The following is a 17,488-nucleotide window of genomic DNA, read 5'->3' on the forward strand; positions in this document are numbered from 1 at the left end:
GGTTCTTGACGTGATCCACTGATGATCCGATTGGCGTTTCCAGGCGCCGAGTTGAGGGCCGACCTGAGAGCCGAGCTTCCGGAGTTTCTGTTGTGACTTCAGGCGGCCGAGAGAAGACCGGAGGCCATTCCGATCACCACCGGGGCCACTCCGACCGCGAGGAACGCGGGGAGGAAACACAGCCCCACCGGAGCGGTGACGAGCACCGCCGCCCGCTGCGCCCGGGCTCCGGCCCGCCGGGCGCGGTCCTCGCGCAGGGCCGTCGCCAGGCGGGAGACCGGCTCCGCGGCCGGGGCTCCCGTACGGGCCGCCCGCTCCAGGCATTCCGCGAGCACCCGGGCTCCCGGTATCTCCGCCAACCTCCCCCACGCGGAGCCCGGTTCGCCGCCGAGCCGCAGCTCCGCCCCGGCCAGCGCCAGCCGCTCGCCGACCGGACCGCCCAGTGACTCGCCCACCACCTCGGCGGCCTCCACCGGCGCGGCACCGGTCGCGAGGCACGCGGCCAACAGATCGGCCGCGAAGGGGAGCTGACGCTCCGCATCCCGCGGATCCACCCCGGCGGGCGGCCGCGCCCGCCGCTGCCAGCGCCACACCCCGATCGCCGCCCCGCAGCCGGCCAACACTCCCAGCACCCCGCCGACCAGCACCCAGGCCGCCAGCAGCGCCCCCGCCGGGCCCGCCCACACCGTCACGGCCGCCCGTATCCCGGGCCCGAACACCGGCGCCCGATGCTCCGGTTCCGCCGACAGCAGCGCGGCGATCCTGCGCCGGGCCGCCCGCGCCCGGACCCGGGCCGCCACCGCCGAAGCCGTGCACAGCACCGCCACCGCGAGGCACAACGCCATCCCCAGCCTGTGGATCACGAAGCCGCCCATCACCGCTCCCCCGCCCGTACGATCCGCCGACACCACAGCAGCCCCAGCGCCTCCAGCACCCCGCCCGCCAGCAGACAGCCCCACCCGACCGGGGTGTGCAGCAGCACGCGGAGCGGATCCGCTCCGAGCCCGGTGCCGATCAACAGGCCGACCAGTGGCAGCAGGGCCAGCACCCCCGTGGTCGACCTGGCACCCGCCAACTGGGCCCGCAGGGACTCCTGCCGGTCCCGCTCGGCCCGCAACGCCCCCTCCAGCCGGTCCAGTCCGGCCGCGAGCCCCGCGCCCCCGTCCACCGAGATCGACCAACAGGCGGCCATCCCGGCCAGCCCTTCCGCCCCAGGCTCCCGCGACGCCTGCCGCAACGCCGCGGGGACGTCCCCGCCGAAGGCCGCGGCGGCCAGCACCGCCGCCTCCGCCGGGCCCGGACCGCCCGGCCCCGCGGCCGACCGCCGCAGCGCCGCCGTCAGCGCCTGTCCGGGCTGGGCCCCCGCCCGCAGCTCGCCCACCGCCGCTCCGCACAGCGCGATCACCCCGGCGGCCCGGGCACCCCGCTCCCGCTCCCGCTGCCGGCCCCGCAGCCACCGCCGCACCAGCGGCACCGCCGCCGCGCCCGCCACCAGCGGGATCACCGACCCGCCCAGCAGCGCGACCACGAGCCCGATCCCGAGGCAGGACCACTCCCGCCACCGCGCGGCCCGTACCCGCACCGCGATCAGCAGCCGCTCCCGGCGCACCGGACCGCGGGGCACCACGGGCCCGCCCCCGGCCAGCACCACCCGGGCCCGCCGGGACACCCGGTCTCCCCCGGCCAGCGCCCAGGCGGCCGTCCCCGCGCAGAGCACCCCGGCGAACAAAGGCAGCGGCACCGCGGCCGCCCCGTTCACCGCGCACCCCGCAGCAGCGGACGCAGCCGCTCCCAGCCCCGCTCCCGGGCGAAGCCCCGGGCGGACCAGCGCAGCGCCGGTACGGTGACCACCAGCCCGGCGGCGTCCCGCTCCAGCACGTGCACCTCGGCCACCCGGCGCCGCCCGGCCCGGTCCCGCACCAGATGGACCACCAGGGTCAGCGCGGCCGCCAACTGGCTGTGCAGGGCGGCCCGGTCGAGCCCCGCGGAGGTCCCGAGCGCCTCCAGCCGGGCCGGCACGTGCGCGGCGGCATTCGCATGGACCGTGCCGCAGCCGCCTTCGTGACCCGTGTTCAAAGCCGCCAGGAGATCGGCCACTTCCGCGCCCCGGACCTCGCCGACGACCAGCCGGTCCGGGCGCATCCGCAGCGCTTGGCGGACCAGATCCGCCAGGGTGACCAGGCCCGCGCCCTCCTGGTTGGCCGGCCGGGTCTCCAGCCGCACCACGTGCGGATGGTCGGGGCGCAGCTCGGCCGAATCCTCGGCCAGGACGATCCGCTCGCCGGGGCCGACCAGCCCCAGCAGGGCGCTGAGCAGCGTGGTCTTGCCGGTGCCGGTGCCGCCGGAGACGAGGAACGACAGCCGGGCCTCGACCATGTCCCGCAGCAGCCGCTGCCCGCCGGGCGGCAGCGTGCCCGCCTCGACCAGCTCGTCGAGCGTGAACGCCCTCGGCCGCACCACCCGCAGCGACAGGCAGGCCGAGCCGACCGCCACCGGCGGCAGCACGGCATGCAGCCGGGTGCCGTCGGGCATCCGGGCATCCGCCCAGGGCCGGGCGTCGTCCAGGCGCCGGCCCGCGACGGCGGCCAGCCGCTGGGCGAGCCTGCGCACGGCCTCGGCGTCGGCGAAGGTCACCCCGGTCAGCTCCAGCCCGCCGCCGCGGTCCACCCACACCCGGTCCGGGGCGGCCACCAGGACATCGGTGACCTCCGGGTCGGCGAGCAGCGCTTCCAGCGGGCCGGCGCCGACCAGTTCGGACCGCAACTCGGCGGCCACGCCGAGTACTTCCGCGTCCCCGAGCAGTCGGCCCTGCGCCCGCAGGGCCGCCGCCACCCGGGCCGGGGTCGGCTCCGCCCCGCTCTCGGCGAGCCGCTGCCGCACCGCGTCGAGGAGTACCGCGCTCATGCCGTCACCCCCTGGGCGGGGCCGAGCGCCCGCCGCCAGAAGCCGTCGCAGAACCGGGCCAGCGCGCCCCGCCCCTGCCCGCCCGGCGGTTCCCCCTCGGCGACCCGCCCCGGGAGCCCCACTTCGACCGGAACCTCCCCTGCGAGCGGCACCCCCAGCAGCCCGGCCACCGCCTCGGCGTCGAGCCCGCCCGGACAGCGGCCCCGTACGACCACGCGGACGTCCCGGGCCACCATCCGCACTCCGGCCGCGACCCGGCCCGCGGCGGCCACCGCCCGCAACTCGCCCGGCACCACCATCAGCACCAGGTCCAGCTGCGCCAGTGCCTCGGCCACGGCTTCGTCCACCCGCCGGGGCAGGTCGACCACCACCACCCCGCCCCGGCGGCGCGCGGCGGCCAGCACCGAGCGCATCGCCGCGGGCGGCACCACCACCCGGTCCCCGCGGTCCCAGCTGAGCACCCGCAGCGCGTGCAGCTCCGGCAGGGACTCCTCCAGGGCGCCGGCGCCCACCCGGCCCCGCGAGCCCGCGAAGTCCGGCCAGCGGAGCCCCTCGGCGCTCTCGCCGCCGAGCAGTACGTCCATGCCGCCGCCGAGCGGGTCCCCGTCGATGAGGATGGTCCGCTCCCCGGCGCGGGCGGCCCGGAGGGCGAGTGCGCACGCGAGGGTGGAGGCTCCGGCCCCGCCGCTGCCGCCGATCACCCCGACGGCGAGGGCGGGTTTCCCGGCTCCTTCCACCACATCGGCGATGCGGTCGACGAGCCGGCTCTCGGCGTCGGGGAGCCGGAGCACCTCCTCGGCGCCGATCTCCACCGCCCGCTGCCAGACGAGGGGGTCGTCCAGATCCCGGCCGACGAGCAGCACCCCGCCCCGGCGCGGAGCGCCACGCACCCGGCGGGCGGCATCGTCCCCGACGAGCACGAGCGGCGCGGACTCCCATCCGACGCTCCCGCCCGCCTCCAGGGCGGCTCCGGAACCGCTCTCGCCCCTCCCGCCGCTTCCGCCGCCACCGCCTCCGCTTTGCTCGGGCACCGCATGGTGCACATGCGGCTCGGCGCCCGCGGCCGCGCACAACCGCAGCAGATCGTCGAGCAGCAGCGGGTCCTCGGTGATGATCAGCGGCCGCCCGCCACCGGGCACAGCCCCGCCCGGAGCGCCCAATGGCCTGATTCCGCCTGCTTCCACGCGCTCCGGCACTTCACACGACTTCGATCCAGCCACGATCTCCGCCCCCTTCTCACTGCAAATCCCAGCACCGCGGACTTCGCGGCTGGAATCACCGTGGGGCCATCCGGAAAAAGACGTGGATCTTGCTCGAAAACTGTGGACAACAGGAGCCCTGTGAATAACTCCATCACCCCCACAGGTGAGTTCCAGAGCGCGCTGGAACCACTACGCTCCGTCACGAGTTGGGAGAAGTGAGGGCCTTCGCCACGCAGGGCCCACCGAGGAAGGAGGGCTGCAGGAATGGTCACTTGGGGCCGAAGGCAGGGACGCAAACCGCGTCCGGACATGCGACGACCCCCGCCGGGGGGGAGAGCGGGGGTCGTCCCCACGGTCCGACTCGGGGGGGGAGGAGCCAGACCGGGTTAGCACGGTCGCGAACGATCCGTGACTTCCATGGTGTACCCGAGAGCCTTCTCAGGCAAACCCACGCGCCACACCTTACGCCGAATGGTGGGCGCATATGCTCGGGGCGTGGAAATCCAGCCCTTGCCGCACTCGTCGCCCCGCACCGCAGCCTTCTTCGACCTGGACAAGACGGTCATTGCGAAGTCAAGCACTCTGACGTTCAGCAAGTCCTTCTACCAGGGCGGCCTCATCAACCGCCGCGCCGTGCTGCGTACCGCCTACACCCAGTTCATCTACCTGGTCGGCGGCGCCGACCACGATCAGATGGAGCGGATGCGTGAGTACCTGTCCTCCCTCTGCAAGGGGTGGAACGTCCAGCAGGTGCGGGAGATCGTCGCCGAGACCCTGCACGACCTGATCGACCCGCTGATCTACGACGAGGCCGCCTCCCTGATCGAGGCCCACCACACGGCCGGCCGCGACGTGGTGATCGTGTCGACGTCCGGCGCCGAAGTCGTCGAGCCGATCGGCGAGATGCTCGGCGCGGACCGGGTCGTCGCGACGCGCATGGTCATCGGCGAGGACGGCTGCTTCACGGGCGAGATCGGGTACTACGCGTACGGGCCGACCAAAGCCGAGGCGGTGCGGGAGCTCGCGGAGTCCGAGGGGTACGACCTCGCGCGGTGCTACGCGTACAGCGACTCGGTGACGGACATCCCGATGCTGGAGGCGGTCGGGCACCCGCACGCCGTCAACCCCGACCGGGCGTTGCGGCGCGAGGCCGTGGCGCGGGAGTGGCCGGTGCTGGTGTTCAACCGGCCGGTGCGGCTGAAGCAGCGGCTGCCGGGGCTGTCCATGCCGGCGCGGCCGGCGTTGGTGGCCGCGGCGGCGGTGGGGGCGGCTGCCGCCACCGCGGGGCTGGTCTGGTACGCCAGCCGGCGGCGGGCCAGCGCACTGGCCGCGGCCGCGTCCGCCTGACCCGCCGTACGGCGCCCGCGCCTCACACCCCGACGGGATACCCCAGCGGGGCTTGGGAGGTCAGCGGGCGCCCGGGCGGGAACGCGCTCTGAGCTGCGGCGACGACGGCTGTCCAGTTCGCCCCACGGTGTCCTGGAAAGTAAAAAAAGTAGGTAGGGGTTCCGCTTGTCAGCGAAGCGGAGTACAAAGGAGTCAACGGCCCGCGAGACCAAAGAACATCCGAGAGGATCATCTTTAAAACGCAGTAAGGCCCACGGACCGAAGCATGAACGCCGAGCACCCACGCGACGTCGACCCGTCGATTACGGGCCAGCCGCACCAGGTAACGGGCAAAGCTCCCGGCCTGATGGGCAACCATCGAGGACGCTTGGTAACTGGGCGTAAATGCCAGCGGCGACACCAAAGCTAGACGGTGTCGCCGCAACCCTGTGCGGGGACCGGTTACGCCGCTCCCCGCTGCAACGCCTCGCAGACCGCCGTCGACTCGCGGACGCCCAGCTCGATCGCGCGGCCGCAGTGCGCGATCCACGCCGCCATTCCCTCCGCCGTCCCCGAGACGTAGCCCTCGAAGGCCGCCAGGTACGCGTCCCGGCCCTGCTCCGCATGGCCGACTTCCGCCGGGCAGATCGCCTTCGGGTCCAGACCGCTGTTGATCAGTACGATCCGCTCCGCCGCCCGCGCGACCAGCCCGTTGTACGAGCCGAACGGGCGCAGCGCCAGCAGCTCGCCGTGCACCACCGCCGACGTGATCAGCGCCGGGGCCGAGCCGCCCGCGATGATCAGCCGGGACAGGCCGTCCAGCCGTCCCGCCACCTCGTCCGCGCTCGGCAGCGGCAGGGTGACGAAGGGTTCGTCCACGGGCTCGCCCGCCAGCCGCGGCCGGCCCACCACGTCACCGTCGGCCGTCGACCCCGACGCCACCAGGTGCAGGCGCGCCAGCACCCGCAGCGGTGACTGGCGCCAGATGCTCAGCAGTTGCCCGGCCTCCGCCGTCAGGCGCAGCGCCGCGCCCACCGTGCGCGCCTCCGCCTCCGCCCCGAAGTCGGTGCGGCGGCGCACCTCCTCCAGCGCCCAGTCCGCCCCGGACAGCGCCGCGCTGCCGCGCGCCCCGCGCAGCGCAGCCTCCGAGGTGATCTCCCCACTGCGCCGGCGCATGACCCGGTGCCCGTAGACCCGGTCCACGGCCTTGCGTACGGAATCCACGGATCCGGCGACGCCCGGGAGCGAACCCAGGGCGGCCAGCGGGTCAGATGCGCTACTCATAAGTAAGGAGCCTACGCACTGCACCTCCATGGCACCGACCCCTCCTTGGAGTGGTCTTCTTCACTTAGCGGCACCACGCAAAGCGACTGGAGCACTACTCTTGGTGAACATGAAGATCGCTTTCGTGGGAAAGGGCGGCAGCGGCAAGACGACCCTGTCCTCCCTCTTCATCCGCCACCTCGCAGCCAATGAAGCCCCTGTCGTCGCGGTGGACGCCGACATCAACCAGCACTTGGGCGCCGCGCTCGGACTCGGCGAGGACGAGGCCGCAGCGCTGCCCGCCCTGGGCGCGCACCTGCCCCTGATCAAGGAGTACCTGCGGGGCTCCAACCCGCGCATCGCCTCCGCCGACACGATGATCAAGACCACCCCGCCCGGCGCCGGATCACGCCTGCTGCGCGTCTCCGAGGACAACCCGGTGTACGAGGCCTGCGCGCGCACGCTGGTGTTCGACGGGGAGCCCGTGCGGCTGATGGCCACCGGCCCGTTCACCGAGTCGGACCTCGGGGTCGCCTGCTACCACTCCAAGGTCGGCGCGGTGGAGCTCTGCCTCAACCACCTGGTCGACGGTCCGGACGAGTACGTCGTCGTCGACATGACCGCGGGCTCCGACTCCTTCGCCTCGGGCATGTTCACCCGCTTCGACATGACCTTCCTGGTCGCGGAGCCGACCCGCAAGGGCGTCTCCGTCTACCGCCAGTACAAGGAGTACGCGCGGGACTTCGGGGTCGCGCTCAAGGTCGTCGGCAACAAGGTGCAGGGCACGGACGACATCGAGTTCCTCCAGGACGAGGTCGGGGAGGACCTGCTCGTCACCGTCGGGCACTCCGACTGGGTACGGGCGATGGAGAAGGGCCGCCCGGCGGCGTTCGAGCTGCTCGAAGCGAGCAACCGGCTCGCCCTCCAGGCCCTCCAGGACGCGGCCGACGACTCGTACGCCGACCGCGACTGGGACCGGTACACCGCCCAGATGGTCCACTTCCACCTGCGGAACGCGGAGAGCTGGGGGAACGCCAAGACCGGGGCCGACCTGGCTGCCCAGGTCGACCCCGATTTCGTCCTGCGGGAGAGCGTCGACGGCGGGCCGGCGGGCCGAGACCTCGACGGACCGGCGGACCAGGACCTCGACGGGCCGGCCGCCCCCGACCTCGTCAGTCCTCGCTCGAACCCTCTTCGGCCGGCTCCTCAGCCGGCTTGACCGCGGGGGCGGCCGGCTTGGCCGGCGGCCCCGCCGTCAGGAACTTCGTCCAGCCCTCCTTGGGCGCCTCGCCGACGTCGAGGCCGCGCATCCACTCCAGGGTCTTCGGGTCCTGGGCGTCCAGCCAGTCGACCAGCTCGCGGAACGGCACGCAGCGGACCTCCTTCTGCGTGCACATCGACTCGATGGAGTCCTCGACGGCCTTCATGTACGTGCCGCCGTTCCAGGACTCGAAGTGGTTGCCGATGATCAGCGGCGCGCGGTTGCCCGAGTAGACCCGGTCGAAGGCCTGCTGGAGGCCCTCGCGCATCTGCTCGCCCCAGTACGCGTGCTGCGAGGGGTCGCCCTGCGTGGTCGTACCGGACTGGTTGACCAGGTAGTTGTAGTCCATGCTCAGCGTGTCGAAGGCACGGCCCGGCATGGGCACCAGCTGGAGCGGGACGTCCCAGAGCCCGTCCGTCTTCTTCGGCCAGATCTGCTTGCTGATGCCGCTGGAGTCGTAGCGGAAGCCCATGTCCTTGGCCGCCAGCATGAAGTTCTTCTGGCCCTCGAGGCAGGGGGTGCGGGCGCCGATGAGCTCCTTGTCGTAGTCGAACGGGAGCGGCTCCATGCCCTTGAGGTCCGGCGTGTTGGTCTTCCAGCTCTTGACGAACGACTTGGCCTGGTTGATCTCGCTCTTCCACTCCGGGACGGACCAGGTGCCGACGCCGCCGTCGGGGCCGCAGAAGTGGCCGTTGAAGTGGGTGCCGATCTCGTTGCCCTCGAGCCAGGCCCCGCGGACCTGCGCGGCCGTGTCCTTGATGCCCTGGAGATCGCCGAAGCCGATGTCGGAGCGGCCGGACTCGTGCTGCGGGGCCGTATAGAGGGAACGTTTCTCCTCCGGGAGCATGTACACGCCGCTGAGGAAGTACGTCATCCGGGCGTTGTACCTCTTGCCGACCTCGCGGAAGTGCGAGAAGAGCTTCTGGCTGTCCTCGCCGGCCCCGTCCCACGAGAACACCACGAACTGCGGCGGCTTCTCGCCGGGCTTCAGCTTCTCCGGCTTCCGCACGTTCGGCTGCGCACCCGTGTACGCCGTCGAGCCGTCGCCGATGAGCCGATTGACGCTCCCGGGCGCGGCCTCCGGGGCCGCCGCGCCCTTCTTGCCGTTCGGGCTCCCGGGGGACGGCTTGGCGGGTCCCGAGGTGCTGCACCCGGCGACGCCCAGCACCAGCGCCGTGGCGACCAGGCCGCCGGCGATCTTCTTCGTGGCGGCGATCATCCGTCCACCTCTCCTCGCAGTTCCATCGCGGGTCTTCCGCGCCGCAACGTCCCATGCGGTCCGCCGTGAAGATGATGTGACAAGCCGTACAAAATGCTTAATCACCCCTGGACGCTAATTTCTAGACCATTTGCCCCCATTCCCTATCGCGATCCTTTACTCTCCATTACCTTTCATTTACTGAGTGTTGAGACTCCCGCCGCTTCATCCCTCCGCAGAGGAGACGGGACCTATGACAGCCACCTCCCCCACGGCCCACGACGCGCCACACAAGGGGCACCGCGCCGATTTCCATGCCGACCTCTCCGCCTCTCTGACCGTCTTCCTGATCGCCCTGCCGCTCTCCCTCGGCATCGCGCTCGCCACCGGCGCCCCGCTCCAGGCGGGCCTGGTGGCCGCGGCCGTCGGCGGGATCGTGGCCGGGCGCCTGGGCGGCACCCCCCTCCTGGTGAGCGGACCCGCGACCGGACTCACGGTCGTCACCGCCGAGTTGATCCAGCACTACGGATGGCGCACGACCTGCGCCATCACCGTGCTCGCCGGCTGCTGCCAGCTCGGGCTCGCCGCGCTGCGCACCGCCCGCTCAGCGCTCATGGTCAGCCCGGCCATCGTCCACGGCATGCTCGCGGGCGTCGGCGTCACGATCGCGCTGGCCCAGCTGCACATCGTCCTCGGCGGCACCCCGCAGAGCTCCGCCCTCGCCAACGTCCTGGGGCTTCCGGGTCAGCTGGCGCAGCTGCACCCGGCCGCGCTCGGCGTCAGCGCCCTGACCCTGGTCGTCCTGCTCGGCTGGCCGCGGCTGCCCGGGCGGATCGGGCTCGCGCTGCGCAAGGTGCCGGCCGCGCTGGCCGCGGTGGCCACGGCCACGGCGTTCGCCGCGGTGACCGGGCTGGCCGTGCCCCGGGTGGACCTGCCGTCCTGGCGCAGCCACGCCCTGCCCGAGCTGCCCGAGGGTCCCGTCCTCGGCATCCTCGCGGCGGTCCTGACGGTCACCCTGGTCGGCAGTGTGGAATCCCTGCTGTCCGCGGTCGCCACCGACAAGCTGATCGCCTCGCAGCGGCGTACGGGCAACCGCCCGCCGCGCGCCGACCTCGACCGGGAACTGCGCGGACAGGGCGCTGCGAACGTCCTCTCCGGTCTGCTGGGCGGGCTGCCCGTCGCGGGCGGGGCCGTCCGGAGCGTGGCCAACGTCAGGTCCGGGGCCGTCAGCCGCCGGTCGGTCATGCTGCACGGGCTCTGGATCCTGCTCGCGGCCGCCCTCCTCGTCCCGGTCCTCGACCTGATCCCGCTCGCCGCGCTGGCCGCCCTGGTGATGGCGCTGGGCGTGCAAATGGTCAGCGCCACGCATCTGCGCACGGTCACCCGGCACCGCGAGATCGCGGTGTACGTGACGACGATCGCGGCCGTGGTGCTCGGCGGGGTACTGGAGGGGGTCGCCATCGGCATCGCGGTGGCCGTCGCGATCGCCCTGCACCGGCTGGCCCGGACCCGGATCACGGTGGAGGTGCTGGACGGGGTCCACCGGGTGTGGGCGCGCGGGCAGTTGACCTTCCTCGCGGTGCCGCGGCTGAGCCGGGTGCTGAACCAGATCCCGCCCGGCGGGCGCGTAGTGGTGGAGCTGGACGGCTCGTTCATGGACCACGCGGCCTACGAGACCCTCCAGGACTGGCAGCACGCCCACCTGGTGCACGGGGGCTCGCTGGAGGTCACCGGCCGCTCCACCGCCCGGATGACCGGAGCGGACCGTGCCAACCGGCCCCATCTGGCACACCAAGCACACCAGGGACACCAGGCACACCGGGCCGACCGCGTCGAGCAGCGCTCCCACCGCGGCGGGCATCGCGGCGGGCACCAGTGCTGCCGCCCGTGGACCCCGTGGATGAACCACTGCGACCACCGGCCGGCGGCCGAGCGTACGATCCCCGGCGCGGCCGCGGCTCCCGACGCGCTGGAGGCCGTGGAGGCGGCGGCCCCGACCCCGGCCCCGCGCCGCCGCGGCGCCGGCCAACTGGCCAGCGGGATCAGCGCCTTCCAGCGGGACACGGCGCCGCACGTCCGTGAGGAGCTGGCCCGGCTGGCCCGGGAGGGGCAGCGGCCCTCGCAGCTCTTCCTGACCTGCGCGGACTCCCGCCTGGTCACCAGCATGATCACGGCCAGCGGCCCCGGTGACCTGTTCACGGTCCGCAACGTCGGCAACCTGGTCCCCCTGCCGGGCGCCGAGGCCACGGACGACTCGGTTGCGGCGGCCATCGAGTACGCGGTGGACGTGCTCAAGGTGGACAGCATCACGGTGTGCGGGCACTCGGGCTGCGGGGCCATGCAGGCGCTGCTGAACTCCACGCCCGGGGCCCCGATGACCCCGCTGCGCCGGTGGCTGCGGCACGGGCTGCCCAGCCTGGAGCGGATGGCCAGCCGTCACCACGCCTGGGCCCGGATCGCGGGCCGGCTCCCGGCGGATGCCGTGGAGCAGCTGTGCCTGACCAATGTGGTGCAGCAGCTGGAGCACCTGCGCGCGCACGAAGCGGTGGCCCGACGGCTCGCGGAGGGCACGCTGGAGCTGCACGGGATGTACTTCCACGTGGGCGAGGCCCAGGCGTACCTGCTCTCCGAAGGCGAGGACTTCTTCGACTGCCGGGTCTTCGACAGTGTGGGTCACCAGGCCGGACATCACGCCGAGGAGCCCGCCGGACACCACACCGGGCAGCACGTCGGCCAGCACGCCTGAAAGATGACCGGATGATGACCGAATCGCCGTGACCGGCGGATCCGGATCATGGATACGAACGAACCGGTACCCTCCGGTATCCGTGTCACAGAGTGGCCCCTTCCCGCATCCTGCGGCGGGAAGGGGCCACTCTGCACATCCGCCCGGCCGTGATATAGGTCTAAACCAATTTTCGGCTACCCCTTGTCACCAGGGCCGCTGACTGATGAGCTATGCCCGGGGACACAACGGACACCCTGGGAAAGGGAGATGTCGTGAGCAACGAAAGCCTGGCCAACCTGTTGAAGGAGGAGCGCCGATTCGCTCCTCCCGCCGACCTGGCCGCCGCCGCCAATGTGACAGGGGCTGCGTACGCACAGGCCGACGCGGACCGGCTGGGTTTCTGGGCCGAGCAGGCACGGCGGCTGACCTGGGACACAGAGCCGACCGAGACGCTCGACTGGACCAACCCGCCCTTCGCGAAGTGGTTCGCGGACGGCAAGCTGAACGTCGCGTACAACTGCGTGGACCGGCACGTCGAGGCCGGCAACGGCGACCGCGTCGCCATCCACTTCGAGGGCGAGCCCGGCGACAGCCGCTCGATCACCTACGCCGAGCTCAAGGACGAGGTCTCCAAGGCCGCCAACGCCCTGACCGAGCTGGGCGTCCAGGCCGGCGACCGGGTCGCGGTCTACCTGCCGATGATCCCCGAGGCCGTCGTCGCGATGCTCGCGTGCGCCCGCGTCGGCGCCGCGCACTCGGTGGTCTTCGGCGGCTTCTCCGCCGACGCCGTCGCCTCCCGCATCCAGGACGCCGACGCCAAGCTGGTCATCACCGCCGACGGCGGCTACCGCCGCGGCAAGCCCAGCGCCCTCAAGCCCGCCATCGACGAGGCCGTCGCCAAGTGCCCGCAGGTCGAGCACGTGCTCGTCGTACGGCGCACCGGCCAGGACACCGCGTTCACCGAGGGCCGCGACGTCTGGTGGGAGGAGATCGTCGGACGCCAGTCCGCCGAGCACACCCCGCAGGCCTTCGACGCCGAGCACCCGCTGTTCATCCTGTACACCTCGGGGACCACGGGTAAGCCCAAGGGCATCCTGCACACCTCCGGCGGCTACCTCACGCAGGCCGCGTACACCCACCACGCCGTCTTCGACCTCAAGCCGGAGAGCGACGTCTACTGGTGCACCGCCGACATCGGCTGGGTGACCGGGCACTCGTACATCGTCTACGGGCCGCTCGCCAACGGCGCCACCCAGGTGATGTACGAGGGCACGCCGGACACCCCGCACCAGGGCCGGTTCTGGGAGGTCGTGCAGAAGTACGGCGTCACCATCCTCTACACCGCGCCCACGGCGATCCGTACGTTCATGAAGTGGGGCGACGACATCCCCGCGAAGTTCGACCTGTCGAGCCTGCGCGTGCTGGGCTCGGTCGGCGAGCCGATCAACCCCGAGGCCTGGATCTGGTACCGCAAGCACATCGGCGGCGACCGCTGCCCGATCGTGGACACCTGGTGGCAGACCGAGACCGGCGCCATGATGATCTCCCCGCTGCCCGGCGTGACCGAGACCAAGCCGGGCTCGGCGCAGCGCGCGCTGCCCGGGATCGGCGCCACGGTCGTGGACGACGAGGGCCACGAGGTGCCGAACGGCGGTGGCGGCTACCTGGTCCTCACCGAGCCGTGGCCGTCGATGCTGCGCACCATCTGGGGCGACGACCAGCGGTTCGTCGACACGTACTGGTCCCGCTTCGAGGGCAAGTACTTCGCGGGCGACGGCGCCAAGAAGGACGACGACGGCGACATCTGGCTGCTCGGCCGGGTGGACGACGTGATGCTGGTCTCCGGCCACAACATCTCGACCACCGAGGTGGAGTCGGCGCTCGTCTCGCACCCGTCGGTCGCCGAGGCGGCCGTGGTCGGCGCCAAGGACGAGACCACCGGCCAGGCGATCGTGGCCTTCGTGATCCTGCGCGGCAGCGCCTCGGAGACCGACACCCTGGTCGGCGAGCTGCGCAACCACGTGGGCGCCACGCTGGGCCCGATCGCCAAGCCGAAGCGGATCGTCCCCGTCCAGGAGCTGCCGAAGACCCGCTCGGGCAAGATCATGCGGCGCCTGCTGCGCGATGTCGCCGAGGACCGCGCGGTCGGCGACGTCACGACGCTGGCCGACTCCTCGGTCATGGACCTGATCCAGAGCAAGCTGCCGTCCGCCTCCAGCGAGGACTAGGCACGAACCGCTCGGACCGCACGAGCTGCACCGACTGAGTGACGAGGGGCATCCGGCGCGTCGCGCCGGATGCCCCTTTCGCACATAAAGTGAAGATCGCCGGATACGTCCTCGCGCAACCCTGTAAAGTATTAGAAGCGTAAAGAATGTAAGTCCACAGGGTGCGCCGGGAAGTCTGGTCGGCAACGTGCTTCGCCATGCCGTCCAACCCACCCCGGAGGTGCCCCCCGTGGCCGCGCCCAGCCCCACCGACCGCCACAGCCGCAAGTTCCTCGGCAGGCTCTCCCTGCCCGAGCGGCGCTTCGTGGCCGACGCCCTGCGCGCCGAGACCGTCGGCGGCGTGCTCCTGCTCGTGGCCGCCATCGCCGCCCTGCTGTGGGCGAACATCCCCGCCCTCTCCGCCAGCTACACCGAAGTCAGCGACTTCCACATCGGCCCCGCCTCACTCGGCCTGGACCTCTCGCTCCAGCACTGGGCGGCCGACGGTCTGCTGGCCATCTTCTTCTTCGTCGCCGGCATCGAGCTCAAGCGCGAGCTCGTCGCGGGCGATCTGCGCGACCCCAAGGCGGCCGCCCTCCCGGTGATCGCCGCCGTCTGCGGCATGGCCGTACCCGCGCTGGTCTACGTACTGGTCAACGCGGCCGGCGGCGGTTCGATGGCCGGCTGGGCGGTCCCGACCGCCACCGACATCGCCTTCGCCCTCGCCGTCCTGGCCGTCATCGGCACCTCGCTGCCGTCCGCCCTGCGCGCCTTCCTGCTGACCCTCGCCGTCGTCGACGACCTCTTCGCCATCATGATCATCGCGGTGTTCTTCACCAGCGAGATCGACTTCCTGGCCCTCGGCGGCGCGGTCCTCGGCCTGGTCGTCTTCTGGTTCCTGCTCCGCAAGGGCGTCCGCGGCTGGTACGTGTACGTTCCGCTCGCCCTGGTCATCTGGGGCCTGATGTACAACAGCGGCGTCCACGCCACCATCGCCGGCGTGGCCATGGGCCTGATGCTCCGCTGCTCGCGCAAGGAGGGTGAGAAGACCTCCCCCGGCGAGCACATCGAACACCTCGTCCGGCCCATTTCCGCCGGCCTGGCCGTCCCGCTCTTCGCGCTGTTCTCCGCCGGCGTCTCGCTCTCCGACGACTCCATCGCCCAGGTCTTCACCCGGCCCGAGACCCTCGGCGTCGTCCTCGGCCTGGTCGTCGGCAAGGCCGTGGGCATCTTCGGCGGCACCTGGCTGGCCGCCCGCTTCACTCGCGCCTCGCTCAACGAGGACTTGGCCTGGCCCGACGTACTCGCCGTGGCCTCGCTCGCCGGCATCGGCTTCACCGTCTCGCTCCTCATCGGCGAACTCGCCTTCACCGGCGACCAGACCCTCACCGACGAGGTGAAGGCCGCCGTCCTGTTCGGCTCCCTCATCGCCGCCGTCATCGCGAGCGTGATGCTCAAGCTCCGCAACCGCAAGTACAAGGCCCTCACCGAGGACGAGGAGCGCGACGAGGACCACGACGGCATCCCGGACATCTACGAGCAGGACAAGCCGGAGTACCACCTGCGGATGGCGAAGATCTACGAGGCGAAGGCCGCGGAACACCGCCGCAAGGCCGAGATGGCCACGTCCGCCGCGCTCGAAGCCGCCACCGGGTCCAGCGCCGAGCGCGACCGTCCGGCATGATCTGAACTGACGCCGTGACGGGCGAAGGACAGCCGCCGCGCAAGGCGTCGACAGCAGACGACGGCAGATGACAGAGGGAGAGAGCGATGAGCGCAGTGGACCAAGGGGCGCAAGGAGCCGAGCGCACACTCGGCCAGCTGGTCGCCTCGGCCACCGCCGAGATGTCCGCCCTGGTGCACGACGAGATCGCCCTCGCCAAGGCGGAGATCCGCCAGGACGTCAAGCGCGTGGGCGTCGGCGGCAGCGCCATCGGGATCGCAGGGGTGTTCGCCCTGTTCTCGCTGCCGGTGCTGAGCTTCGCCGCGGCGTACGGGATCCACAACCTCGGGCTGGGGCTCGCCTGGTCGTTCCTCATCGTCGGCGTGGCGTTCCTGCTGCTCGCGGGCCTGCTGGCGCTGATCGCCGTATCGAAGTTCAAGAAGGTCAAGCCGCCGGAGAAGACCATCGCCTCGGTCAAGCAGACCGCGGCGGTCGTCGCGACCGTCAAGCCGCATCCGCGGTCGGTGAGTGACCAGGCCGTGGGTGTGGCACGCTCGTCCTCATGACAGCGCCCTCACCGGACTCCAGCACTCCGCCCACCGCCGCCACGGCGGTCAGGATCGACGTGCCCGGCGGGCGAGCGGTGACCCACCGGGACGTCGCCGCCAACGGGGCGCGGTTCCATGTCGCCGAGATGGGCGACGGGCCGATGGTGCTGCTGCTGCACGGCTTCCCGCAGTTCTGGTGGACGTGGCGGCACCAGCTGACCGCGCTCGCCGACGCCGGGTACCGGGCGGTCGCGATGGACCTGCGCGGGGTGGGCGGCAGTGACCGCACCCCGCGCGGCTACGACCCCGCGAACCTGGCGCTCGACATCACCGGGGTCGTACGGTCCCTCGGCGAGCCGGACGCCGCCCTCGTGGGACACGACCTCGGCGGCTACCTCGCCTGGACCGCCGCCGTGATGCGGCCCAAGCTGGTGCGCCGGCTCGTGGTCTCCTCGATGCCGCACCCGCGGCGCTGGCGCTCGGCGATGCTGTCCGACTTCGGCCAGACCCGGGCCAGTTCGCACATCTGGGGCTTCCAGCGGCCGTTCATCCCGGAGCGGCAGCTCGTCGCCGACGACGGGGCGCTCGTGGCCGAGCTGATCCGGGACTGGTCCGGTCCCCTGCCGCCCGCGGTCGAGGACCTCGACGTGTACCGGCGCGCGATGTGCATCCCGTCCACCGCGCACTGCTCGATCGAGCCGTACCGCTGGATGATGCGGTCGATGGCGCGGCCGGACGGGCTGCAGTTCAACCGCCGGATGAAGCGGCCGGTGCGCGTGCCGACGCTGCACCTGCACGGATCGCTCGACCCGGTGATGCGGACCCGGAGCGCGGCCGGTTCCGGGGAGTACGTCGAAGCCCCGTACCGGTGGCGGCTGTTCGACGGCCTCGGGCACTTCCCGCACGAGGAGGATCCGGTGGCCTTCTCGACCGAGCTGGTGAACTGGCTGAAGGACCCCGAGCCGGACCGCCGCTGACCCGACGGGGTCTCAGCTGACCGGCTGCCAGCCGGCCGGCTGACCAACTGAGCAACCGTCAGTGCGACTGTCCTACGAACATTCAATTGCCCGGCGCATAGGCCAATTGGCCGCCCCGGACGGGGTTACCGACCTTGGGGCCCGGGCACAGCTCGTTGTATGGGCTGGACGCACGACTACGGTGACACCGCACGCGAACGCCGCCCGGCAG

Annotated in this window: 13 protein-coding genes; 7 read left to right on the forward strand and 6 right to left on the reverse strand. The window is 72.2% G+C overall.

Annotated features, from left to right (window positions below; all coding sequences use genetic code 11):
- Nucleotides 1-98 precede the first annotated feature (98 nt).
- Genes IF02_RS0100210 through ssd form a run of 4 tightly spaced genes read right to left on the reverse strand, consistent with a single transcriptional unit; the run spans nt 99 to nt 4,088 of the window.
- Nucleotides 99-875 carry a type II secretion system F family protein gene (locus IF02_RS0100210; protein ID WP_030152686.1) on the reverse strand — a complete coding sequence of 259 codons (777 nt, stop codon included), beginning with the start codon at nt 873-875 and terminating at the stop codon, nt 99-101.
- On the reverse strand, nt 875-1,741 hold the full coding sequence (locus tag IF02_RS0100215) for a type II secretion system F family protein (protein WP_037835297.1): 867 nt from the start codon (nt 1,739-1,741) through the stop codon (nt 875-877). Before IF02_RS0100215 ends, IF02_RS0100210 begins: the two co-directional genes overlap by 1 nt.
- 14 nt (nt 1,742-1,755) lie before the next feature.
- Nucleotides 1,756-2,904, reverse strand: coding sequence for a TadA family conjugal transfer-associated ATPase (locus tag IF02_RS0100220; RefSeq protein ID WP_030152690.1), 1,149 nt, complete (start codon nt 2,902-2,904; stop codon nt 1,756-1,758).
- A complete protein-coding gene (ssd, locus tag IF02_RS0100225; RefSeq protein WP_420708059.1) occupies nt 2,901-4,088 on the reverse strand; it encodes a septum site-determining protein Ssd in 1,188 nt (395 codons plus the stop codon). Before ssd ends, IF02_RS0100220 begins: the two co-directional genes overlap by 4 nt.
- Nucleotides 4,089-4,616: 528 nt before the next feature.
- Between ssd and IF02_RS0100230 the strand changes: the two genes are divergently transcribed.
- Nucleotides 4,617-5,453 carry an HAD family hydrolase gene (locus IF02_RS0100230; RefSeq protein ID WP_030152694.1) on the forward strand — a complete coding sequence of 279 codons (837 nt, stop codon included), beginning with the start codon at nt 4,617-4,619 and terminating at the stop codon, nt 5,451-5,453.
- Nucleotides 5,454-5,894: 441 nt separating this feature from the next.
- On the opposite strand, the gene IF02_RS0100235 is transcribed toward IF02_RS0100230, so the two are convergent.
- Nucleotides 5,895-6,716 carry a hypothetical protein gene (locus IF02_RS0100235; RefSeq protein WP_030152695.1) on the reverse strand — a complete coding sequence of 274 codons (822 nt, stop codon included), beginning with the start codon at nt 6,714-6,716 and terminating at the stop codon, nt 5,895-5,897.
- 109 nt (nt 6,717-6,825) lie between these two features.
- Between IF02_RS0100235 and IF02_RS0100240 the strand changes: the two genes are divergently transcribed.
- Nucleotides 6,826-7,914 (forward strand): ATP-binding protein, encoded by a 1,089-nt coding sequence (locus tag IF02_RS0100240; RefSeq protein WP_234318044.1) that lies wholly within the window; start codon nt 6,826-6,828, stop codon nt 7,912-7,914.
- Here IF02_RS0100240 and IF02_RS0100245 read toward each other — a convergent pair.
- Complete coding sequence (locus tag IF02_RS0100245; protein WP_030152697.1) at nt 7,868-9,175, reverse strand: hypothetical protein; 1,308 nt, start codon at nt 9,173-9,175, stop codon at nt 7,868-7,870. The two genes, IF02_RS0100240 and IF02_RS0100245, sit on opposite strands and share 47 nt — an antisense overlap.
- A gap of 232 nt (nt 9,176-9,407) precedes the next feature.
- Here IF02_RS0100245 and IF02_RS0100250 point away from each other — a divergent pair, with 232 nt between their 5' ends.
- The 5 genes from IF02_RS0100250 (at nt 9,408) to IF02_RS0100270 (ending at nt 17,277) form a co-directional block, all read left to right on the forward strand.
- Nucleotides 9,408-11,900, forward strand: a complete 2,493-nt coding sequence (locus IF02_RS0100250; RefSeq protein WP_078621763.1) for a SulP family inorganic anion transporter — start codon at nt 9,408-9,410, stop codon at nt 11,898-11,900.
- A 212-nt stretch (nt 11,901-12,112) separates the two neighbouring features.
- Nucleotides 12,113-14,110: an acetate--CoA ligase gene (acs, locus tag IF02_RS0100255; RefSeq protein ID WP_199809151.1), complete on the forward strand. Its 1,998-nt coding sequence runs from the start codon at nt 12,113-12,115 to the stop codon at nt 14,108-14,110.
- Between the two features lie 229 nt (nt 14,111-14,339).
- Nucleotides 14,340-15,773, forward strand: a complete 1,434-nt coding sequence (nhaA, locus tag IF02_RS0100260; RefSeq protein WP_030152700.1) for a Na+/H+ antiporter NhaA — start codon at nt 14,340-14,342, stop codon at nt 15,771-15,773.
- Between the two features lie 86 nt (nt 15,774-15,859).
- Nucleotides 15,860-16,318 carry a phage holin family protein gene (locus tag IF02_RS0100265; protein WP_030152702.1) on the forward strand — a complete coding sequence of 153 codons (459 nt, stop codon included), beginning with the start codon at nt 15,860-15,862 and terminating at the stop codon, nt 16,316-16,318.
- Complete coding sequence (locus IF02_RS0100270) at nt 16,315-17,277, forward strand: alpha/beta fold hydrolase (protein ID WP_030152704.1); 963 nt, start codon at nt 16,315-16,317, stop codon at nt 17,275-17,277. The genes IF02_RS0100265 and IF02_RS0100270 overlap by 4 nt, the downstream gene beginning before the upstream one ends.
- The last annotated feature ends 211 nt before the right edge of the window (nt 17,278-17,488 follow it).

Source organism: Streptomyces sp. NRRL S-244 (genome assembly GCF_000717915.1).
In the GTDB taxonomy this organism is placed as follows: domain Bacteria; phylum Actinomycetota; class Actinomycetes; order Streptomycetales; family Streptomycetaceae; genus Streptomyces.